Annotated in this window: 18 protein-coding genes; 9 read left to right on the top strand and 9 right to left on the bottom strand. The window is 68.1% G+C overall.

The genetic code is table 11. The annotated features are described in order from the left end of the window. Positions 1-81 precede the first annotated feature (81 nt). On the top strand, positions 82-1,806 hold the full coding sequence (locus A5624_RS26855) for an NAD-binding protein (RefSeq protein WP_066873633.1): 1,725 nt from the start codon (positions 82-84) through the stop codon (positions 1,804-1,806). Here the strand turns inward: A5624_RS26855 and A5624_RS26850 are convergent. After that, positions 1,803-2,681 carry a tetratricopeptide repeat protein gene (locus tag A5624_RS26850; RefSeq protein ID WP_066873636.1) on the bottom strand — a complete coding sequence of 293 codons (879 nt, stop codon included), beginning with the start codon at positions 2,679-2,681 and terminating at the stop codon, positions 1,803-1,805. The genes A5624_RS26855 and A5624_RS26850 overlap by 4 nt on opposite strands. 70 nt (positions 2,682-2,751) lie before the next feature. After that, positions 2,752-3,630, bottom strand: a complete 879-nt coding sequence (locus A5624_RS26845; protein WP_066873631.1) for an LLM class flavin-dependent oxidoreductase — start codon at positions 3,628-3,630, stop codon at positions 2,752-2,754. Between the two features lie 57 nt (positions 3,631-3,687). Here A5624_RS26845 and A5624_RS26840 point away from each other — a divergent pair, with 57 nt between their 5' ends. Then, positions 3,688-4,110 (top strand): VOC family protein, encoded by a 423-nt coding sequence (locus tag A5624_RS26840; RefSeq protein WP_066873576.1) that lies wholly within the window; start codon positions 3,688-3,690, stop codon positions 4,108-4,110. 46 nt (positions 4,111-4,156) lie between these two features. Beyond that, positions 4,157-4,546: a VOC family protein gene (locus tag A5624_RS26835; protein WP_066873573.1), complete on the top strand. Its 390-nt coding sequence runs from the start codon at positions 4,157-4,159 to the stop codon at positions 4,544-4,546. A 13-nt stretch (positions 4,547-4,559) separates the two neighbouring features. On the opposite strand, the gene A5624_RS26830 is transcribed toward A5624_RS26835, so the two are convergent. The 3 genes from A5624_RS26830 to cysD are packed head-to-tail and all read right to left on the bottom strand — an operon-like array spanning position 4,560 to position 7,886. Further along, the gene (locus A5624_RS26830) at positions 4,560-5,045 is read right to left on the bottom strand and encodes an RrF2 family transcriptional regulator (protein WP_066873570.1); all 486 of its coding nucleotides are present in this window, start codon (positions 5,043-5,045) and stop codon (positions 4,560-4,562) included. Positions 5,046-5,103: 58 nt separating this feature from the next. Beyond that, complete coding sequence (gene cysC / locus A5624_RS26825) at positions 5,104-6,945, bottom strand: adenylyl-sulfate kinase (RefSeq protein WP_066873567.1); 1,842 nt, start codon at positions 6,943-6,945, stop codon at positions 5,104-5,106. Further along, positions 6,945-7,886 (bottom strand): sulfate adenylyltransferase subunit CysD, encoded by a 942-nt coding sequence (cysD, locus tag A5624_RS26820; RefSeq protein WP_156749234.1) that lies wholly within the window; start codon positions 7,884-7,886, stop codon positions 6,945-6,947. Before cysD ends, cysC begins: the two co-directional genes overlap by 1 nt. A gap of 184 nt (positions 7,887-8,070) precedes the next feature. On the opposite strand from cysD, the gene A5624_RS26815 reads away from it, so the two are divergent. Further along, positions 8,071-8,511: a PaaI family thioesterase gene (locus A5624_RS26815; protein WP_066873561.1), complete on the top strand. Its 441-nt coding sequence runs from the start codon at positions 8,071-8,073 to the stop codon at positions 8,509-8,511. A 4-nt stretch (positions 8,512-8,515) separates the two neighbouring features. On the opposite strand, the gene A5624_RS26810 is transcribed toward A5624_RS26815, so the two are convergent. After that, complete coding sequence (locus A5624_RS26810) at positions 8,516-9,007, bottom strand: carbonic anhydrase (protein ID WP_066873558.1); 492 nt, start codon at positions 9,005-9,007, stop codon at positions 8,516-8,518. Positions 9,008-9,220: 213 nt separating this feature from the next. On the opposite strand from A5624_RS26810, the gene A5624_RS26805 reads away from it, so the two are divergent. Genes A5624_RS26805 through A5624_RS29655 form a run of 4 tightly spaced genes read left to right on the top strand, consistent with a single transcriptional unit; the run spans position 9,221 to position 14,640 of the window. Then, a complete protein-coding gene (locus A5624_RS26805; RefSeq protein ID WP_066873628.1) occupies positions 9,221-10,198 on the top strand; it encodes an ABC transporter permease in 978 nt (325 codons plus the stop codon). Next, complete coding sequence (locus A5624_RS26800) at positions 10,195-11,121, top strand: ABC transporter permease (RefSeq protein WP_066873555.1); 927 nt, start codon at positions 10,195-10,197, stop codon at positions 11,119-11,121. Before A5624_RS26805 ends, A5624_RS26800 begins: the two co-directional genes overlap by 4 nt. Next, complete coding sequence (locus tag A5624_RS29660) at positions 11,118-12,953, top strand: ABC transporter ATP-binding protein (protein WP_066873552.1); 1,836 nt, start codon at positions 11,118-11,120, stop codon at positions 12,951-12,953. Before A5624_RS26800 ends, A5624_RS29660 begins: the two co-directional genes overlap by 4 nt. Positions 12,954-13,005: 52 nt before the next feature. Beyond that, the gene (locus A5624_RS29655; protein WP_197519045.1) at positions 13,006-14,640 is read left to right on the top strand and encodes an ABC transporter family substrate-binding protein; all 1,635 of its coding nucleotides are present in this window, start codon (positions 13,006-13,008) and stop codon (positions 14,638-14,640) included. Here the strand turns inward: A5624_RS29655 and A5624_RS26785 are convergent. The 3 genes from A5624_RS26785 to A5624_RS26775 all read right to left on the bottom strand — a co-directional run bounded on the left by A5624_RS26785 (position 14,627) and on the right by A5624_RS26775 (position 19,738). Beyond that, positions 14,627-15,871 carry an alpha/beta hydrolase gene (locus A5624_RS26785; protein WP_066873549.1) on the bottom strand — a complete coding sequence of 415 codons (1,245 nt, stop codon included), beginning with the start codon at positions 15,869-15,871 and terminating at the stop codon, positions 14,627-14,629. The two genes, A5624_RS29655 and A5624_RS26785, sit on opposite strands and share 14 nt — an antisense overlap. 97 nt (positions 15,872-15,968) lie before the next feature. Beyond that, the gene (locus A5624_RS26780; RefSeq protein ID WP_066873546.1) at positions 15,969-18,590 is read right to left on the bottom strand and encodes an AAA family ATPase; all 2,622 of its coding nucleotides are present in this window, start codon (positions 18,588-18,590) and stop codon (positions 15,969-15,971) included. Continuing rightward, positions 18,587-19,738, bottom strand: a complete 1,152-nt coding sequence (locus tag A5624_RS26775) for an exonuclease SbcCD subunit D (protein WP_066873543.1) — start codon at positions 19,736-19,738, stop codon at positions 18,587-18,589. The genes A5624_RS26780 and A5624_RS26775 overlap by 4 nt, the downstream gene beginning before the upstream one ends. A 333-nt stretch (positions 19,739-20,071) precedes the next feature. On the opposite strand from A5624_RS26775, the gene A5624_RS26770 reads away from it, so the two are divergent. After that, the coding region (locus tag A5624_RS26770) for a DUF222 domain-containing protein (protein WP_197519044.1) at positions 20,072-20,525 on the top strand (454 nt) is incomplete at its 3' end.

The following is a 20,525-nucleotide window of genomic DNA, read 5'->3' as shown; positions in this document are numbered from 1 at the left end:
GGAGTCCGGACATGTCACGCTGGCATCCATCGACGCAGTGCCCGATAGTCGTAGCAACAAATGTCGCAGAGGTGGGGATACATGAGCACGCGCCGCCACATCATCGTCAGCGGTGACAACGCGCTCGCGACAACGATTGCCGAGGAACTGAACCGCGCCGGTGCCACCATCGTCAAGCTGCACAGCGAGGAGCTCGTCGCCACCGATCTCGCCCGCGCGCACGCCATCGTCTGCGCCGGGGACGACGACGCGAAGAATCTCGAAATCGCCTTGCTGGCAAGGAAAGCGAATCCTCGTGTGCGCGTGGTCGCCCGACTGGGCAACGACGTGCTGCGCGGAGCGGTGGCCGCCGACAACGGTCCCGGGGCCATCCTGGACGTCGCCGACCTCGCGGCGCCGTCGGTCGTCGAAGCCTGTCTGGCGAGCAGCACCCACCCGGTCGAGGCGGCCGGCATCAAATTCCTGGTGTCGGGGGCCGAGGCGCCGCGCGACGCGACCCTTCGTGAGATCTACGGCGACCTGGCACCGGTGGCCGTGATCCACGGCGCGAACTCCGCGAGATCCGACGAGGTGGTGCCCTGTCCCGGACGAGATCACGAAGTGCGCAAGGGCGACTGGACCGCCATGATCGGCAGCGCCGACGAGCTGGCCGCGCGCGGCATCAAGACTCCCCGGCCGGCCGCGACCCGCTCACGCCAGTCATGGATGCGGCGGGTTTCCGACGCCGCGCGGGCGATGCGCGACGACGTCAATCCCATGCTCTTCCCCGCAATGCTGCTCGCGCTCAGTCTGTTGCTCGCGTCGACGGTCGTCGTGCACTTCTCGTACACGCGGCCGCGACTGTCCTGGCTGGACGCGATGTACTTCACCGCGGAGACCATCACCACCGTGGGTTACGGCGAATTCACCTTCCTGCACCAGTCCGCGTGGCTGCGAATCTTCGCCGTCGCCTTGATGTTTTCCGGCGTAACCACCACCGCGCTGCTCGTCGCATTCCTGGCCGACTTGCTGCTGTCACGCCGCTTCCTGCAATCGGCCGGGGTTCGGCGCGCGCGCCATCTGCGCAACCACATCATCGTCGTCGGGCTGGGCTCGTTCGGCAGCCGCGTCGTCGGCGACCTGACCGCCGCCGGATATGACGTCGCGGTGATCGAACGCGACGAGAACAACCGATTCCTCTCCACCGCAGACGAACTCGACGTACCGGTGATCTTCGGGGACGCAACGCTGCGCCAGACACTCGAGGCGGCCCGCGTCGACCGCGCCCGGGCCGTCGCGGTGCTGACCCAGGACGACATGGTCAACATCGAGACCGGAATCGTGCTGCGCGAGATGCTGGGTCCCCGGGTGATGCCCGAGGTCAACCGGCCCGATGTGCCCATCGTGCTGCGCATCTACGACCGCGCCCTCGGCGATGCGGTGGCCAAGCGGTTCGGCTTTGAGAACGTTCGCTCGACCGTCGACCTGGCGGCGCCCTGGTTCATCGGTGCCGCGATGGGCCTGCAGGTGCTGGGCACGTTTTCGATCGGGCAGCGTTCGTTCATGGTCGGCGCGATGCACGTGGCGGCCGGCAGCGAACTCGACGGGCTGCGCATGTTCGAGATGTCCACCCAGACCCGGGTCATCGCGATCACCCGCCGGGACACCCCTGTCGAGCTGCACCCTCGTCGCGACGCCTGGCTGCGCGGCGGCGACACCGTCTATCTGGTGGGGCCGTATCGCGAGCTGCTGGAGACGCTGCGCAAGGGGCAGCCGCCCCAGGAGCCTGCCGCCGACGAGCGTCCGGTGGACAAAGCGGCGACCTAACGCTCAGCGCACCTGCGGGCCGAAGCGGATCGGCCACCGGATTCGTCCGGTGGCCGGCCGTGCCGGGCGCACCATCCGGCCAGCTCATGGCGGGCGGCGACGGTCACCGGATGCTCGTCGCCCAGCACCCGCGCCTCCTCGTCGACCAGCGCCTCCCACGCCGCGACCTCGTCCTTTACGCCGGCCAGGTCCGGGGCCCACAGCGTGAACATGTGCCGGGCCATCAGCAGGTGAACGTGGTCGTCGCCCAGCTTGTCGCGCAGCTCGCCGATCAACGGTTCGAGCTCGGCGACGGCCGTGGGGACGTCACCGGAGCGGCCCCGCCAGATCGCCAGCATCAACCGCGTGCCCAGGGTGTCGGCGTGGTCGTCACCCAGCACGCGCCGCCGCGCGGCGAGTACGTGTTCACCCTCGGCCAGCGCACCGACGAAATCGCCTATCTCCCAACGCTTCTCGGCGATTTTCTCGCGGGCGACCAGCACGCTCTCGTGTTCGGCGCCCAACACGCGCTGTTCGTCGGCGAAAAGCTGCGACCACTCGGCGAGCGCTGACAGCGACGGTTGTTGCCGACCCGCCAGGAGGTGGCGAGCGGTCAGGGTACTGAGGTGATCGCGCCCAAGCACCTCGACCAGGTCGGGGATCAATCGGGCGAACTCTTCGTAGGCGACGGCGTCGTCGCCGGCGCGCAGTTGCACGGTGGCCAGCGACACCTTGAGTTCCAGCACGGTGGGGTGCCGCTCGCCCAGCGTCGCCCGACACAGGGTGACCAGCTCGTTCGCCTGCCGCGCGGCCCCGGCGTAGTCGCCGTTGCTCGCGCACTCGGTCATGAGCCCGGTCAGTACGGCTAGCGGGGCGGGCAGCTCCTGCTGCGTCATGCCGCTAATGAAATCGCCACCGCGTCGGCGCGGCAATTCACCCGATTTGACCTGCAGCGTTGCCGTAACGCTAGAGCCGTGCTGCCACGTCCGCGGCGCGACGAAGCTGATCGACATCCGAGCTGGTCGGGATCAGCTGGACCTCATCGGTGCCGATCTCGGCGAACCTGCGCAACACGTCGAGCAGCTCGTCCTCGCTGCCGGCCCAGCCGGTCATCGGTGCCATCGCGTCGACGTAGTCGGCCGGTATCCAGTTCATGTAGCGGCGCAGGTGACGGTGGATCTGGTCGCGGGACCCCTCGGGCGAGCCGAAGGCGAACCAGAACGAAGTGATCAGGTGGGGTTTGGGCTTGCCGGCCTGCGCCCAGGCCGCCCGGGTCACGTCGAACAGCTCGTTCTGCTTGGCCACGTCGAGGTCCAGGGTGGTGCCGGCCAGCCCGTCGGCCCACGCGGCCGCGCTGCGGATGGTTTTCGGTCCGATACTCCCGACGAACAGCGGCGGACCGCCGGGCTGCACCGGCGCCGGGCCGACCGGCAGCACCGAATCGGAGGTCTTCTCCCCCGCCCAGACCCGCTTCATCACCGCCACGCGTTCGGCCATGCCGCGCATCGTCTGCGTCGCCGGATCGGCGCCCACGGCGTGGTAGTCCTCGTGCCGACCGCCCACGCCGATGCCCACGGTGAGCCGGCCGCCGCTGAGCAGGTCGCCGGTCGCTAGCCCCTTGGCGAGCATCACCGGATCGTGTAGCTGCGGCACGATGACCGTGGTCAGCAGCCGCACCCGCTTGGTCCAGGCGGCCAGCGCACCCAGCAACGTCAGGTTGTCCGGGTTGTCGAACGCGATGCGCTCACCCCAGCACAGCGACGAGAACGGCCCCTCGTCAATGGCGCGCGCCCAGGTCTCGAGCACGGTCGCATCCAGATCCGGCTCCATCACCGGCATGGTCATCGCAATCTGCACGACGGCGATTTTGGCATGTTTCTAATGCAGCCCATCAGTGGAACCATGGACCGAGTGGCGTTCACCAGTAGTTCCATCGCGCATGTCCGGCTGACCGTGACCGATATCGAGCGGTCGCGGCAGTTCTACGAGAGCGTGTTCGGCTGGCCGGTTTTGATCGAGGTCCCCGACAACGCCGATGAACCCACCCGCAACCAGTTGAGCTTCCTGTACGGCGGCGTGATCTACGACCTCGGCGGCACGCTACTCGGTCTGCGCCCGGTGGCCGCGGACCGCTTCGACGAGGATCGCGTCGGCCTCGACCACATTGCCTTCCGGCTCGCCAGCAAAGACGAATTGGATTCGGCGGCAGCACATCTCGACGAACTCGGCGTCGGTCATGAGCCGGTCAAAGACATCGGACCGTCCTACATCCTGGAGTTCCGTGACCCCGACAACATCGCCCTCGAGCTAACCGCGCCGAAATAGCGCGGCGTTGTCGCGCCCGGCGGACGGTGGTTGACTGGAAAGAACTATGACCATCAGTTTCAACCACACCATCGTCGCGTCACGCGATAAACGAGAATCAGCCGAGTTCCTCACCGAGCTGTTCGGCCTGCCCAGCCCAAAGCCCTTCGGCCACTTCATGGTCGTCGAACTCGAGCACGGTGTAAGTCTCGACTACGCCGACGCCCCGGAAGGCGCGGACATCCCGCGCCAGCACTACGCGTTCCTGGTGTCCGAGCAGGAGTTCGACGCCATCTACGCCAGGATTTCCTCACGCGGGCTGCAGCACTGGGCCGATCCGGGCGCCAACCGTCCCGGCGAGATCAACCACAACCACGGTGGGCGCGGGGTCTATTTCCTGGACCCGTCCGGCCATGCCATGGAGATCCTCACCAGCCCGTACGGATCGGCGGGCTGAGCGGAAACTTCGCTCAGTCGCCGGTGCGCGCCGTACCGTGCCGCTGGCTTTCCTGCCGGCGATAGTCGTCGGCCAGTTGCGCGACATGCTTGGGCAGGGCACCGGCGGCGACGTCGGCCAACGTCGTTTCTTCGAGCACCGAACGCATGCTGGCCCGCAGCGCGCGCCACACGTCGGTGAGCGCCGCCGTCGGACCCGAATACGGTAGATCGCCCAGCCCGATGTCACGGACGCTGGCCAACGGTCCGTCGATGCAGCGCAGCACGTCGGCGATGCTGATGTCTTTGCCGGGACGGGCCAATTCGTAGCCGCCTTCACGACCGCGGTGGCTGCGCACCAGCCGGTCGGTGCGCAGGTTGGTCAGGATGTCGACGAGGAACTGCGGCGGGATGCCCTGGGCCTGGGCCAGGTCGTCGGTCTTCACCAGCGTTCCGTCGGGCACCGTGGCGAGCTGAATCATCGCCCGCACGGCATACTCCGCCTTCGCCGACATGCGCACTCACAGGATTGTGCCACCCGGCGGCACAATATCGGTGCAGCCTGGCTGACCTGGCGTGCTACCCGCTCGATTCGAGCAGGTCGATGACCCGCTGCGCCTGCTCCTCGACGGTACCGTCCGGGGTCAGGCGCAGGTCGGCATTCACTGGCGCCTGATACGGGCTGTCGATGCCGGTGAACTGGGTGATCTCCCCCGCCCGGGCTTTGGCGTACAGGCCCTTGGGATCACGCTTTTCGCATTCCTCGATCGGGGTGTCACAGAACACCTCGAAGAAGTCGAAGCCGGCGTCGACGTGCACTTGGCGCGCCAGTTCGCGTTGCTCGGTCAGCGGACTGATCGCCGGCACCAGCACGACATTGCCGGCGTCGGCGAGCAGCGCCGCCACGTGTGCCAGCCGGCGCAGGTTTTCGGCCCGGTCCGCCATGGAAAAGCCCAGGTCGGCGTTCAAACCGTGTCTCAGGTTGTCACCGTCGAGAACGTAAGCCAGAGAACCCTTTTCGAGCAGCTTCTGCTCCACCAGCATGGCCACCGACGACTTGCCGGATCCGGACAAACCGGTGAACCACACCGTCTTGCCCCGCGGCCGCGCCTCGGCGATGGCGGATGGCTTGTGCCGCACGGTGTTCGGGCTCGCCGCCTGCGCCGAAGCGTCGCGCAGCACCATGCCGGCGGCCACCGTGCCGTTGGTGTGCGGGTCGATGAGGATGAACGAGCCGGTGCTGGGGTTGCGGGTGTACTCGTCGAGCAGCAGCGGCACCTGGGTGCGCAGCGAAATGCGACCGAGTTCGTTGAGCTGCAACGCCGTTGCGCTCTTGTCGCGATGCAGGGTGTTGACGTCGAGCCGGTAGTCGAGCGCGGTCACCTTCGCGTGCGTGGTCCGGGTGGTGTGCTTGATGACGTAGTCGCGGCCGGGCTCGAGCGCCGCATTGTCGGCCATCCAGCACACCGTCGCGTCGAACTCCTGCGCCACCCTGGGCTGATTGTGGGTGCGGGCGATCAAATCACCGCGCGAGATGTCGATCTCGTCGGCCAGGGTCAGCGATACGGCCATCGGCGGAAACGCTTCTTCCACCGGACCATTCGGCCCGTCGATCGCGGTGATCCGGGTGCGCTTGCCGACCGGCAGCACCACCACTTCATCACCCGGCCGCATAACCCCGCTGGCGACCGTGCCGGCGTAGCTGCGGTGGTCCTGGTGTTCGCGGGTATGCGGGCGGATGACGTACTGGACCGGGAACCGCACGTCGACCATGTTGCGGTCACCGGCGATGTACACCTCCTCGAGGTGCGACAGCAACGCCGGGCCCTCGTACCACGGTGTCTGGTCGGACTTGGTCACCACGTTGTCGCCGTGCAGCGCCGAAAGCGGAATGGTGGCCACGTCGTGCACGTCCAGACGCGCGGCGAAGGCGTGGAATTCGTCCCGGATGGCCTCGAATTTCTCTCTGTCCCAGCCGATCAGGTCCATCTTGTTGACCGCGAGCACGATGTGCTGGATGCCCAGCAGGGATGCCAGGAAGGCGTGCCGGCGCGACTGCTCCAGCAGGCCATGTCGCGCGTCGACGAGCACGATCACCAGCTGCGCGGTCGACGCCCCGGTCACCATGTTGCGGGTGTACTGGATGTGGCCGGGGGTGTCGGCGATGATGAATTTGCGCTTGGGAGTGGCGAAGTAGCGGTAAGCGACGTCGATCGTGATGCCCTGTTCGCGCTCGGCCCGCAGGCCGTCGGTCACCAGCGCCAGGTCGGTGTAGTCGTGTCCGCGGTCCTTGGACGTCTGTTCCACCGCGGCCCACTGGTCTTCCATCACGGCCTTGGAGTCATACAGCAGGCGGCCGATCAGGGTGGACTTGCCGTCGTCGACCGAACCCGCGGTCGCGAGCCGCAAAAGCGTTGTCATCAGAAGTATCCCTGCCGTTTGCGGTCTTCCATGCCCGCCTCCGAGATGCGGTCGTCAGCCCGGGTGGCCCCGCGCTCGGTCAGCCGGGACACCGCGGTCTCGGCGATGACCTCGTCCACCGTGGCGGCCTGCGATTCCACGCATCCGGTGCACGTGACGTCGCCGACGGTGCGGAAACGCACCGTCGTCTCGAACACCGGCTCGTCGTCACCCGGTTGCATGTTGCGGTCCACCGCCAGCAGCATGCCGTCGCGACGAAATACCTTGCGCCGGTGCGCGTAATAGATCGACGGCAGCGCGATGTTCTCGGCGCCGATGTAGGACCAGATGTCGAACTCGGTCCAGTTGGACAACGGGAACACCCGGATGTGCTCGCCCTTGTGGTGGCGGCCGTTGTAGAGGTTCCACAGCTCGGGCCGCTGCGCCTTGGGATCCCATTGGCCGAACTCGTCGCGGAAGCTGAAGACGCGTTCCTTGGCGCGGGCCTTCTCCTCGTCGCGGCGCGCTCCGCCGAAGGCGGCGTCGAACTTGTTCTCCCGGATGGCGCGCAGCAGGGTCACGGTCTGGATCGAGTTCCGCCCCTGGCGTGGCTCGACGACCCGCCCGGCGTCGATGTCCTCCTGGACCGAGGCGATCACCAGGCGAACACCGTGCTCGGCGACCAACTCGTCGCGGGTGGCGATCACCTCGTCGAAGTTGTGCCCCGTGTCGACGTGCATCACCGGGAAGGGCAACCGCCCGGGGCGGAACGCCCGCAGCGCCAGGTGCAGCATGACGATGGAATCCTTGCCGCCCGAGAACAGCAGCACCGGCCGCTCGAACTCAGCGGCCACCTCCCGGATGATGTGGATCGCCTCTGCCTCCAGCGAGCGCAGATGGCTCAACTCGTATTGCCCGGCGGCGGGGGCCACCTTCAGATCACCGGTCATAGCTTCCTTCATTAAACCTGGCAGAACTGACCAACTTTGGCACTTTAACAAAATATAAGACCAGTTCCCGTTGGCGCTGTCAACCGCGGGCCGACGAGCCGACGCCTGGTGGCGCGCGCGGCGGCCACCGGACACATCGCGTCAAGAGGCGTGGCGGTACTTTTGCCGCCGGTGACGGGTGCGAAAGCATGGACGGATGACTGCCACCCCTCAACCCGCCGGACCAGCCACACCGAGCGGTCGCGACGTCATCGCGCAGTTCCTCCCCCAGTCCCCCTTCGTGGTCAAGCTCGGCATCGTTGCCGACCGCCTCGAGGACGACGAGGTGCGGCTGCGGCTGCCCTGGGACCCGTCCAACGTGACCATCGGTGACATGGTCCACGGCGGCGCCATCGCCACGCTCGCCGATCTCACCGTCATGGCGGCGGCGTGGTGCGGAACGCAGGCGCCGCCCGAATTGCGGGGCGTGACGGTCTCCATGGCGCTGGACTTCATGGCCCCGGCCCGGGCCACCGACGTCATCGGCGTCGGCCGAGTGCTGCGGCGCGGCCGCTCGCTGGTCAACTGCGAGGCCGAGATCATCGACCCGCAGGGGACGCTGGTCGCCAAGGCGCTGGCGACCTACAAGGTCGGCTGACCGGCTAGAGCGTCACCTCGTCGAGCTTGCCGGTGGCCACGTCGAACACGAATCCGCGCGCGGAGACGTGCTTGGTGACGAACGGGCTGGCCTCCAGGCGGCGCAGCGACTGCCGGACGTCCTCGGCGAGGTCGGCGAACGCCTCGGCCGCCCACCCGGGCTTGATGCCCGTCTCCTCCTGGATGCTGCGCTTGAAGTCGTCATCGGTGAAGGTGAGCATGCCGCAGTCGGTGTGGTGGATCAGGATGATCTCCCGCGTTCCCAGCAACCGCTGGCTGATGGCCAGCGAGCGGATGACGTCGTCGGTGACGACCCCGCCGGCGTTGCGGATGACGTGGGCCTCCCCCTCGTTGAGGCCGAGGATGCGATAGACATCGAGCCGGGCGTCCATGCACGCGACGACCGCGACATGTTTGCCCGGCGGCATCGGCAGTGGCCCTTCGAAGGTGCTCGCATATTCGGCGTTGTTGGCCAGGTAATCATCGGTAACCGTCACGCAAGCCTCCTTGGGAGTGTCGCGGCCCGAAACGTGCGCGTTTGCTGCACGGCCTCGGTGCCGCGGTGGATCCTAACAACCGATCACACGCGATTCACCGGTGAGAATCAACCGGATCGAAAGCGGACCGAGCGCACCCGACGCCGCAACGCGCGACGCCGTGCTGCCGGCTCGATAGCCTGTCCCAATGCAACGTGGGGTGTGCGGACGGGCATGACTCGATTTCTGGCACGCCGGTTGCTCAACTACGTTGTGCTGCTGGCGCTGGCATCGTTTCTCACGTTTTGCCTGACGTCGGTGGCCTTCAGGCCACTCGACAGCCTGCTGCAGCGCAGCCCGCGGCCGCCGCAGGCCGTGATTGACGCCAAGGCCCACACACTCGGCTTGGACGAGGCGATACCGATCCGCTACGCGCACTGGGCCTCGCACGCCGTGCGCGGCGACTTCGGCAAAACGGTCACCGGGCAGCCAGTCGGGACCACGCTTTGGCGTCGCGTCGGAGTCACCCTGCGCCTGCTCGTCATCGGTTCACTGGCGGGCACCGCGCTGGGCATCGCGGCCGGGGCGTGGGGCGCGATCCGGCAGTATCGACTCAGCGACCGCGTCGTCACCCTGGTGGCGCTGCTGGTGCTCAGCACGCCGACGTTCGTGATCGCCAGCCTGCTGATCCTCGGTGCGCTGCGGGTGAACTGGGCGCTGGGCGTTCACGTCTTCGACTACACCGGGGAGACCTCACCGGGGGTCACCGGCGGGGCCGGTGCGCAGCTGCTCGACCGGTTGCGCCACTTGGTCCTGCCGTCGCTGACCCTGGCGCTGGCCGCCGCGGCCGGCTACAGCCGATACCAACGCAACGCGATGCTCGACGTCCTCGGCCAGGACTTCATTCGCACCGCGCGCGCCAAAGGGCTGACCCGCCGGCGCGCGCTGGTCAAGCATGGGCTGCGGACCGCCCTGATCCCGCTGGCCACCCTGTTCGCCTACGGGGTGGCGGGCCTGGTCACCGGAGCGGTGTTCGTGGAGAAGATTTTCGGCTGGCACGGCATGGGCGAATGGCTGGTGGCCGGCATCGCGACGCAGGACACCAACATCATCGCGGCGATCACCCTGTTCTCCGGGGCGGTGGTGTTGCTGGCCGGGCTGCTCTCGGACGTGTTCTACGCGGCCCTTGATCCGCGGGTGCGGGTGTCATGACCTCTGAGACGAATGCCGATGGCGCCCATGGGTTTTCGGGCCACGAAGTCGCGGATTTCACCTCACGGCGCACCCTGGTGCTACGGCGGTTCGGTCGCAACCGGTTCGCGGTGGCGTCGCTGGCGTTGCTGGTCCTGTTGTTCGTCGGCTGCTACGCGCTGCCCGCGGTGCTGCCGTACTCCTATGAGGACCTTGATTTCACCGCGCTGTTGGCGCCGCCGAACGCGCGGCACTGGCTGGGCACCAACGCGCTGGGTCAGGACCTGTTGGCGCAGATCCTGCGCGGCATGCAGAAATCGATGCTGATCGGCGTCTGCGTCGCGGTGATCTCCACTGGCATCGCCGCCACCGTCGGGGCGATCTCCGGCTATTTCGGTGGCTGGCGCGACCGCGCCTTGATGTGGGTGGTCGACCTGCTGTTGGTGGTGCCCAGCTTCATCCTCATCGCCATCGTGACGCCGCGAATCAAGAACTCGGCCAACGTGTTGATGCTGGTGCTGCTGCTGGCCGGGTTCGGGTGGATGGTCAGCTCACGCATGGTGCGCGGCATGACCATGAGTTTGCGTGAACGCGAATTCATCCGGGCCGCACGGTATATGGGGGTATCGAGTAGTCGCATCATCCTCGGCCACGTGGTGCCGAACGTGGCTTCCATCCTGATCATCGACGCCGCGCTCAACGTCGCCTCGGCCATCCTGGCCGAAACCGGCCTGAGCTTCCTCGGTTTCGGTATCCAGCCGCCGGACGTGTCGCTGGGAACGTTGATCGCCAACGGAACCCAATCGGCGACCACCTTTCCGTGGGTGTTTCTGTTTCCGGCGGGCGTGCTGGTGCTGATCCTGGTGTGCGCCAACCTCACCGGCGACGGACTGCGCGACGCGCTCGACCCCGGCAGCGCGGGGCTGCGGGGTGGGGGCGGATGAGCGCGCTGCTCGAGGTGACCGACCTGGCGGTCACCTTCGGAGCCGGCGGCGCGCCGGTGACCGCGGTGCGCGGCATCAGCTATCGCATCGAACCGGGAGAGGTCGTCGCGATGGTCGGCGAATCCGGTTCGGGGAAGTCCGTTTCGGCGATGGCGGCCATCGGACTGTTGCCCGAGTACGCGCGGGTGCGCGGCTCGGTCCGGTTGCACGGCACCGAGCTGCTTGGCCTCGGCGACGACGCCATGTCGCGGTTTCGCGGCAAGACGGTCGGCATGGTGTTCCAGGACCCGATGTCGGCGCTGACGCCGGTCTACACCGTCGGCGATCAGATCGCCGAGGCGATCGAGATCCATCAGCCGCGGGCGTGCAAGAAGGCCGCCCGCCGGCGCGCGGTGGAACTGCTCGAACTAGTGGGAATCGCCCAGCCGGAACGGCGCGCCCGAGCGTTTCCCCATGAGCTGTCCGGCGGTGAGCGGCAACGGGTGGTGATCGCGATCGCGATCGCCAACGACCCCGACCTGTTGATCTGCGACGAGCCGACCACCGCGCTGGATGTCACGGTGCAGGCGCAGATCCTCGAGGTGCTCAAGACGGCCCGCGACATCACCGGCGCCGGGGTGCTGATCATCACCCACGACCTCGGTGTGGTCGCCGAGTTCGCCGACCGGGCGATGGTGATGTACGCCGGGCGGGTCGTCGAATCCGCTTCCGTGCGTGACCTTTACCGGGACCGGCGGATGCCCTACACCGTCGGGCTGCTGGGTTCGGTGCCGCGACTGGACGCCGCTCAGGGCACCCGACTGGTGCCGATCCCCGGCGCGCCGCCGTCGCTGGCCGGCCTGGATCCCGGCTGCCCGTTCGCGCCGCGCTGCCCGCTGGCCATCGACGAATGCCGGCTCGAGGAGCCGGAATTGCTTGCCGTCGGCACCGATCACCGGGCGGCCTGCATCCGCACCGAGCAAGTCGACGGCCGAAGCGCCGCGGACATCTACGGCGTGAGCACCGAAGCCCACCAAGCGGAATCGGCCGACGGCTCGGTGGTCGTCGCGGTGCGCGACCTGACCAAGACCTACCGGCTGACCAAGGGCGTGTTGCGCCGCAGCGCCGGCGAGGTCCGCGCGGTCGACGGCGTCAGTTTCGAGCTGCGGCAGGGCCGCACCCTGGGCATCGTCGGTGAGTCGGGTTCGGGCAAGTCGACCACTCTGCACGAGATCCTGGAACTCACCGGCCCCCAGTCGGGTTCGATCGAAGTGCTGGGCACCGATGTCACCACGTTGAGCACGGCGCGCAGGCGAGCGCTGCGGCGCGACATCCAGGTCGTGTTCCAAGACCCGATCGCGTCGCTGGATCCGCGGCTACCGGTGTCCGAGTTGCTGGCGGAACCCCTGCGGGCCAATGGGTTCGACAAAGGTCGCACCAACGTGCGCGTCGCCGAGCTGCTGGAAATCGTGGGTCTGCGCCGCGCCGACGCGGTCCGTTACCCCGCCGAATTCTCCGGCGGCCAGAAGCAGCGCATCGGCATCGCCCGCGCGCTGGCACTGCAGCCGAAGATCCTGGCGCTCGACGAACCGGTGTCCGCGCTCGACGTATCCATCCAGGCCGGGATAATCAATTTGTTGCTGGACCTGCAAGAGCGGTTCGGCCTATCTTATCTGTTTGTCTCCCATGATCTTTCGGTCGTCAAACACCTGGCTCACGACGTCGTGGTGATGTATGCCGGCGCCATCGTGGAGCAGGGTAACAGCCGGCAGGTCTTCGCCGATCCGCAACACGAATACACCCGGCGGCTGCTGAACGCGGTGCCGCAACCGGATCCGGGCAGACGTGCCTAGCCGGGCGGTCCTGGCGCGTCGGGGGATCCGCTGCGCGTCAGCGTGTTTCGCGATGATGCTGGCAATCTCGGGTTGCTCGCCGGCCGTCAGCCTGATTCCCGAAACGGGCCAGAACGCGCAGATCGGCTCCACGAGCGACCTCAACCCGCACGATCCGGCCACTCTGCAAGACGGCGGCGACCTGCGACTGGCGCTCACCGACTTTCCACCGAACTTCAACATCTTGCACATCGACGGCAATTCGGCCGACGTCTCGGCGATGATGAAGGCCACCCTGCCGCGGGCATTCATCATCGGCCCCGACGGCTCCACGACGGTCGACACCGACTACTTCACCAGCATCGAGCTCACCGGCACTGCGCCACAGGTGGTTACGTACACGATCAACCCCAAGGCGGTGTGGTCGGACGGCACGCCGATCACCTGGGCGGACATCGCCAGCCAGATCCACGCCCTGAGCGGTGTCGACAAGACCTTCGAGATCGCCGGACCAAGCGGTGCGGACCGCGTCGCCTCGGTGACCCGGGGCGTCGACGACCGGCAGGCCATCATGACCTTCGCCAAGCCCTACGCCGAATGGCGCGGCATGTTCGCCGGCAACGGAATGCTGCTGCCCAAGAACATGACGGCCACCCCGGAGGCATTCAACAAGGGCCAGCTGGACGGTCCCGGACCGTCGGCCGGACCGTTCGTCGTCTCGTCGTTGGATCGGACCACCCAGCGGATCGTGTTGAGCCGCAACCCGAAATGGTGGGGCGCGCGACCCCGGCTGGACACCATCACCTATCTGGTGCTCGACGATGCCGCGCGGCTACCGGCGCTGCAGAACAACACGATCGACGCCACCGGGGTCGGCACCGTCGATCAGCTGACCATCGCCCAGCGCACCAAGGGGATCTCGATCCGGCGCGCGCCCGCGCCGGCGTGGTCTCACTTCACGTTCAACGGCGCCCCGGGCTCGATCCTGTCCGACCGGGCGCTGCGCGTCGCGGTCGCCAAGGGCATCGATCGGCAGACCATCGCCAAAGTCGTCCAGTACGGCCTGACCAGTAACCCGGTGGCGCTGGGCAACCACATCTATGTCGCGGGGCAGCAGGGCTATCAGGACAACAGCTCGGTCGTTCCCTACGACCCGGCCGCGGCCAGCCGGGAGCTCGACGCGTTGGGCTGGAAGCGGACCGGCCAGTTCCGCGAGAAGGACGGCCGGCAGCTGGTCATCCGCGATTTGTTCTACGACGCCCAGGGCAGCCGGCAGTTCGCCCAGATCGCCCAGCACAGCCTGGCCCAGATCGGGGTCAAGCTGGAACTCGTCTCCCGTTCCGGCAGCGGCTTTTTCACCAACTACATCAACGTCGGGGCGTTTGATATGGCCCAGTTCGGTTGGCTCGGCGACGCCTTCCCGCTCTCGGCGCTGACCCAGATCTACAAGTCGGACGGGGAAAGCAATTTCGGCAAGATCGGCAGCGAACAGATCGACGCCGCCATCGAAAGCACCCTGGAAGAACTCGACCCGGCCAAGGCGCGGGCGCTGGCCAACGATCTCGACAAGCTCATCTGGGCCGAGGGATTCAGCCTTCCGCTGACGCAGTCGCCCGGGGATGTCGCGGTGCGCGGCACGCTGGCCAATTTCGGTGCGGCCGGTCTTGCCGACCTCGACTACACCGCCATCGGGTTCACGCGGAATTGAGCCGCCGGCGCAGCCGATTCGGGATCGGCAGCGCGCCCTCGACGACGGCCGCCGCTCCGAGCGCCTTCCACAGCAGTCGCACCTCGGGGCGCGGGGGCAGCGCGTCCAGCGCCGACGCCCGCGCGGCAAGCCCTTTCAGGTCGCCACGCCGAACCGCGTCGGCAGTGGCGAGCGCGACGGGCTCGCGAAAGTCCAGCGCGCTGTGCGCCATGCTCGGCAGGCTCAACAGCACCGCATTGGGTAGCAGCGACGCCACGCGTTGGGCGACCGCCGGTGGGGTGATGAGATCCCGCCTACCCGAAACCACCGCGGTGGGCCAGTCGAAATTCGGCATTTCGGTCGGCAGGTCATAGGGTTCGTCCTCGAAAGTGACTCGCTGCGTGCGCGTTTTGCTTTCCGCCACGGCGGGGTCGAGCGGCAGCCCGTCGGGTTCGGCCGCATAGTCCAGTTCGCGGAACGCGATGCGGCTTACCAGGTCTTCCTCGTAGCGAAACGGCAGGTTGCCCAGGGTGGTGAACCGGGACAGCGCCCACCACAGTAACTTTCGGCCATCGAGTAGCAGGTCGAGTTGTCGTTCGAGCAGGTCGGCCCCGCCATAACCGTAAATCGTCGCCACGACCTGCGTTGCCGCCGCATCCATGATCCCGGCGTCGACCAGCTTGCGCATTTTGGGTGCCACTGAAGCGGTTTCGGGGCTGTCCCCCTTTAGCAGCAGCCGGCGAATCGCGCGGCGCACGATCACGATGTCGTGCCGGGACAGCAACGGCGAATCGAGCACCATGCCCCGCACCCGCTGCGGATGCCGCACCCCGACTCCGGCGGCGATATAGGTGCCGTACGAGGCGCCATAAATGACCGCCGACTGCGCTTGCGCGTCGTCGAGCACCGCGGCCACGTCATCGACCACCTGGTTCACGGTCATAGATTGCGGGGGCAGATCGGCGCCCGAGTCGTCGTGCCGCGACATCCCCACCCCGCGGTGTTCGACCATGATGACGTCGAGGCCGGCCGCCGCTGCGCGCCGCCGCAGTCCCTTGTACATCTGCACCGACGCCACGCCCGGACCCCCGGGGATGATGACCACCGGACTGGAAGACTTGCGGCCGGCGCGCACGTAGTACAGATCGAACTCTTCGGCGCTGTGCGGTGAGATCGGCCGGCGCACGGGTCGCACGCCGGGCAGTTCCGCCAGCTTCTGCTGCACCCGGCTGCGCTTCGCGTTCATCGTCATTCGCGTGGCCCCACCATGTTCCCATTCTGCAGGCGAGGCGCCGACATGGCATCGAACAGTTCTGACCAGCAGTTTCGGCCTCGGCCGGCCGCGTGGGCTAAGCGCTGAGATCGATGCGGTGCGCGCCCTTGACACCGTCGTAGCGGTCAGGGCTGCAGGTCAGCACGATCACCTGCCCGTGGGTTCCCACGGTGTCGAACAGCTCGCCCATCTTGGTCAAGCGATCCGGGTCGGTGAAACCGAGCGCGTCGTCGACCACCACCGGGACGGCGTCCTCCTTGGCGACCAGGGCCGCGCCGGCCAGCCGGGCCAAGATGCCGAGCTGCTCCTTGGCCCCGCCGGACAGGGATTCGTACGGCACCGTGATGCCGTTCAGTGTGCGGCTGCGGATGCACAGGTCGCTGTCGATGTCGACCTCGAAGCTGGGGCCGAACACCGGACGCCCGAGTCGCTGCAGTTCCGCACGATAGGGCTCGACATATCGACGGCGGGTGGTGTCGCGGTGGCGCGTCATCACCGAGCGCAGCAGTTGCGCCGCCCGCGCGCGGCCGCCCACCTGGGTGTGCTCGCTGGCGGCGTGCTCACGCTCCGTCTGTGCGGCGTCGAGCTTACCCTGGCGTCCCTCACTGCCGAACACCGAGAGTTCTATGGTGATCTCGCGCAATGCGCGCGCGGCTCCTTCGTAGCGCTCGCGCAGCGAGTCGGCTTCCTTTGTCGCGTCGGCCAATTCGCTGGCGACCGCATCGGGCGCGGCCGCGGCCAGCGCTTCGGCGACTTCGGTGACGCGTTGCTGGGCGGCCTGCGCCGCGCTGCGCGCCGTGTCCGCCGAGGCCGCGAGTTCCGCATCGCCGGCGGATGCCCGCTCGGCCGTCAACCGGCCGGCGGCGGCGTTCAGCTCGGCGCGCTGCGTCGCCAAGGTGTTCTGCAGAACCGTTGCGCGCGTGGATAACTCGGCGAGCGCAGTAGCCGCTGTGGCAGCGGCCTGACGGCGAGCCTCGTACTCGGTCGACGCGTCCTCGCGGGCCTGAAGCACCGCGGTGAGTTCGGCGCGTGCGGCCCCGATGTCCACGGGCGCGGCACTTGTCTCGGCGGGGTGTGCGGCGCGCAGCTGGGTGAGCCGCGATCGCAGCTCCTCGATCCGCTCTTCACCGCACAGGCCGGCCAGGGTGGCGCCGAGTTGATCACGGGTGCTCTGCAGCTCGCGGCGACGTTGGTCGGCGGATCGTGCGGCGTCGAGGTCGGCCACCTCGCCGGCCGCCAGCGCTGCGACCAACTCCTGCTGTGCCGCAGCGTGTTTGGCGTGCACGTCCAGTGTGTTCGCGCCCGGGGTGACCCGGGCGGTCAGGACGCCGGGGACCGTCACCTCGGTGGGTCCGGCGGCGGTGGTCGTCCAGCTCTGCCCGGCCGGCAGCGAGACCTGCCGGCCGCCGACGATGAGTTGAATGTCCGCCGCCGCGGTGAGTTCGATGGCCGCCGAGGTCAGCGCCAACTGGTCGCCGGTGCGGTCGACGGCGGCCGCGGCGTCCTCGATGCGGCGCAGCACCGCCTCGGTGACCGCGATGGTGGTGAGCTCGGCGCCGATCCGCTCGCGATCCCGCTCGATGGCGTCGATCCTGGCCAACCTGGCGGTCAGCCGGTCGGCCTCTTCGCGGTCGGCGAGCCGGTCGACCGTGCACCGCGCGGAGTCGGCCCGGCGGTGCAGCTCGGCCAGGGCCTCGGTGGCCTGATGCAGCGCGGCGTCGGACGCTTCGGCCTCCGCATGCGCCGCGGCCTGGGCGGCGGCGGCTTCTTCGGCCTGCGCTTGCGTTTCGGCCACAGCCTCGGCGCGCGTGTCGATTTCGGCCAGCAGTTGCCGGCGTGCGGTGTGGGCGCCGCCCGCGGCGGTGGCGGTGGCGACCGCGGCGTCGGCGACCAGCTGGGCTTCGCGCTGCTGCGCGGTGAGCGCGGCGACGTTATCGGCGGCTTCCTGCGCGGCGGCCACCCGCGGGCCGGCCGCGATCCGTTGCTGGGAGAGGTCGGCGACCTGCTGGGTCAACACGGCGTGGCGGGCCACCCGCTCGTCGACCTCGGCGACCGCGGCCGCGCACTCGGCAACCGCGGCCTCGGCGGCGACCAGCCGAGCGATCGCGGCGGCCCACTCGCCTGTAGGGCGTCCGGTCGGGGTGAAGTAACGCCCGTATTCGGCGTCGATGCGTTCGATGAGCAATGGCTCGGTGCCGCACAACCCTCCGCTGTCGCCGGCGGCGACATCGAGCGCGCGGGACAGCGCGTCGCACCCGGACAAATCCACCGCGGCGGTCGACGCGGACTGCAGCACCCGCTGGGCATGCCACAGGTCGCTATCCACCGTCTCGGCCAGCATCGCCCGGACCCGCTCGTGGGCTTCGTCACCGGTCAGCTGTTCGCGGCACGGCCGGATGACCGTCAGCTCGGTCTCACACTTCTTGTGAAACCGCTTGCGGTAGACGAAACGGTAAGGGCCGCAGCTTATTTCGGCGGACACCTCGGAGCCGACGTCGCTGTGGGTGGGCTTGACCTGTTTGACTTCCTTCTTCGTCGAACGGTCCCGGGCCTCCAACAGCAGGTCCAGGGCTTCGATCATCGACGACTTGCCGATCTCGTTCGCGCCACACACCACCACGACGCCGTGATCGGGGAATTCGATGTCCCGGTGCGAAATCCCGCGGTAGTTGGTCAGGATCAGCCGGTGCAGCTTCACGCCGCACCCCGGTCGGTGAGGCGCAGCAGCAGCGCCAGCGCGGCCTGCGCGTCCACGGCGGTGGCGGGGTCCTCCTCGCGCGCCGTCGCCACCAGCTCTTCGACCGCTGCGGCGGCGAAACCTCCGATGCCCAGATCGCTGAACTCGCCGTCGGCCGGGATCACCGCCAGGTCGGTGTGGCTGTCCCACGTGCGCAGGTGGCCGAATAGCCGTGCGTATTTGTCCAGGCAGGCGTCCAGCGCGGCGCGGTCGGTGACCGTCAGCGAACCGGTCAGCGCCAGGCGCACCACGGTCCGGTCCTTCTCGGTCATCAGGTCGAGGTTCAAGTCGAGATCGGCGATGTCACGGCTGGAGTCGACCTGTCGGCGCAAGGTGACGAACCGCCAGCTTCCGACGTGTCGCGGCGTCACGGACACCGCGCGTTGCGGGTCGGCCTCGTCGACGTCGACGATCAGGACATGGCCTGGGTCGGCTTCCACGTCGTCGAAGTTGGTGACCTCCGGGGAGCCGGAATACCAGACCCGGCCGCTGTCGCCGACCCGGGTGAGCGAGTGCTTGTCCCCGAGCGCCACGTAGTGCACCGCGCCGCGCGACAGCGCGTCGTCAACGGTGGCGAGCCGGATCAGCGAGGGCTTGTCCCGATCGGGATCCAGGACGTCCACGCCGCCGTGCGCCACCAGGATCCGGGTGCCCGCGGCAGCGGGCAGGTCGTCGAGGACGTCGGCGACCAGGTCGGTGGTCGGGACCTTCGACCGCCACGGCGCGGCGACGATTTCCAGCCCGGGACGCACCTGGTGCACGCCGGCCCGGTCGAGCACCACGACGTTGTCGGGACGCTCGGAGGTGAACAGCGCGCTGCTGTACACCGACGAGGCGTCGAGGGGATCGTGGTTGCCCGGCAGCAGGTACACCGGAATTCCGATGGCGCGCATGGCTTCCAGGGACTGCCCGATGACCTTGGGCGGAAGCTGATTGTGTTCGAAGACGTCGCCCGACACCACGACGAACTCGGCGCCCACCTCGGCCGCCAGGGCGCCCAGACCGGAAACCGCGTCGCGGCGAGCCGCCGAATACCGCGGCTGGGCGTCACCGGCGAGGAAGTGCCGGGTCATGCCCAACTGCCAGTCGGCGGTGTGCAGGAATCGCATGCCGGCGACCCCCTTTCGAAGTGCGTGTTTACCTGGGCATCGAGAGTTTAGGTCTGCGCACCGACAAGACGCGGGACCTCGATCGGCAGGTCTTGGTCCGAGAAATCCGGCGAGATCGTCTGGGCCTGTGCTGCGCGTCGAGCCGGAGCGGTCGCGAATTCTAAATGAATTGCGCGAGTGTGAATCTATGGCGATTTGGGCGAGGTGGCCTTACATCCTTGGCACGGTCGATCACCGTGCGACACCGTGACCCCCACGAAATTATTTGCGCGAGTGTGAATCTATGGCGATTTCTCGGCCGATTTTGTCGGTGGGTGCCGTTAGTTTCGGGGTGTGAGTGTCAGTGATGAGCAGGATGTCGAGGCGGCGTTCGACGCGCTCGATGCCGCCTGGGATCAGGTCTGCGCGCTGAACCTCGATGCGCTGAAGCCCCGGCAACAGTTGGCGGTGTTGGCGCGCTGCGAAAAGCAGCGCCGGCGCATCCCGGCCGTCGAGCACCCCGTGATCAATGCCCTGGCCCGCCAAGCACCGTCGGTCGAACTCGGCGGCACAGCAGTCCACGCCATCGCCGAGGCGACCCTGATCAGCCGCGCCGAAGCCGCCCGCCGCCTCAACGAGGCACGCGATCTGGGCCCGCGCCACGGCCTGACCGGCGAACCGCTGGGCCCGATGCTGCCCGCCACCGCCGCCGGACAACGCCGGGGCGAGCTGGGCGCGGGCCAGGTCGCGGTGATCCGCAAGTTCTACCACCAGCTGCCCGGCTGGATCGACATGCCGCCACCCGCGA

This window comes from Mycobacterium sp. 1482292.6, assembly GCF_001672995.1.
Taxonomy (GTDB): domain Bacteria; phylum Actinomycetota; class Actinomycetes; order Mycobacteriales; family Mycobacteriaceae; genus Mycobacterium; species Mycobacterium europaeum_A.
The sequence above is the reverse complement of the archived record's forward strand: the minus strand, read 5'-3'. Positions and strand labels throughout refer to the sequence as shown.

What these genes read in the sequence shown, in the direction of transcription:
- A5624_RS29660 (WP_066873552.1), top strand. Translation starts at nt 11,118, where the DNA reads ATGAGCGCGCTGCTCGAGGTGACCGACCTGGCGGTCACCTTCGGAGCC.
- cysD (WP_156749234.1), bottom strand. Translation starts at nt 7,886, where the DNA reads ATGAAGGAAGCTATGACCGGTGATCTGAAGGTGGCCCCCGCCGCCGGG.
- A5624_RS26850 (WP_066873636.1), bottom strand. Translation starts at nt 2,681, where the DNA reads ATGACGCAGCAGGAGCTGCCCGCCCCGCTAGCCGTACTGACCGGGCTC.
- A5624_RS26805 (WP_066873628.1), top strand. Translation starts at nt 9,221, where the DNA reads ATGACTCGATTTCTGGCACGCCGGTTGCTCAACTACGTTGTGCTGCTG.
- A5624_RS26840 (WP_066873576.1), top strand. Translation starts at nt 3,688, where the DNA reads ATGGACCGAGTGGCGTTCACCAGTAGTTCCATCGCGCATGTCCGGCTG.
- A5624_RS26785 (WP_066873549.1), bottom strand. Translation starts at nt 15,871, where the DNA reads ATGACGATGAACGCGAAGCGCAGCCGGGTGCAGCAGAAGCTGGCGGAA.
- A5624_RS26835 (WP_066873573.1), top strand. Translation starts at nt 4,157, where the DNA reads ATGACCATCAGTTTCAACCACACCATCGTCGCGTCACGCGATAAACGA.
- A5624_RS29655 (WP_197519045.1), top strand. Translation starts at nt 13,006, where the DNA reads ATGATGCTGGCAATCTCGGGTTGCTCGCCGGCCGTCAGCCTGATTCCC.
- A5624_RS26845 (WP_066873631.1), bottom strand. Translation starts at nt 3,630, where the DNA reads ATGACCATGCCGGTGATGGAGCCGGATCTGGATGCGACCGTGCTCGAG.
- cysC (WP_066873567.1), bottom strand. Translation starts at nt 6,945, where the DNA reads ATGACAACGCTTTTGCGGCTCGCGACCGCGGGTTCGGTCGACGACGGC.
- A5624_RS26855 (WP_066873633.1), top strand. Translation starts at nt 82, where the DNA reads ATGAGCACGCGCCGCCACATCATCGTCAGCGGTGACAACGCGCTCGCG.
- A5624_RS26815 (WP_066873561.1), top strand. Translation starts at nt 8,071, where the DNA reads ATGACTGCCACCCCTCAACCCGCCGGACCAGCCACACCGAGCGGTCGC.
- A5624_RS26800 (WP_066873555.1), top strand. Translation starts at nt 10,195, where the DNA reads ATGACCTCTGAGACGAATGCCGATGGCGCCCATGGGTTTTCGGGCCAC.
- A5624_RS26775 (WP_066873543.1), bottom strand. Translation starts at nt 19,738, where the DNA reads ATGCGATTCCTGCACACCGCCGACTGGCAGTTGGGCATGACCCGGCAC.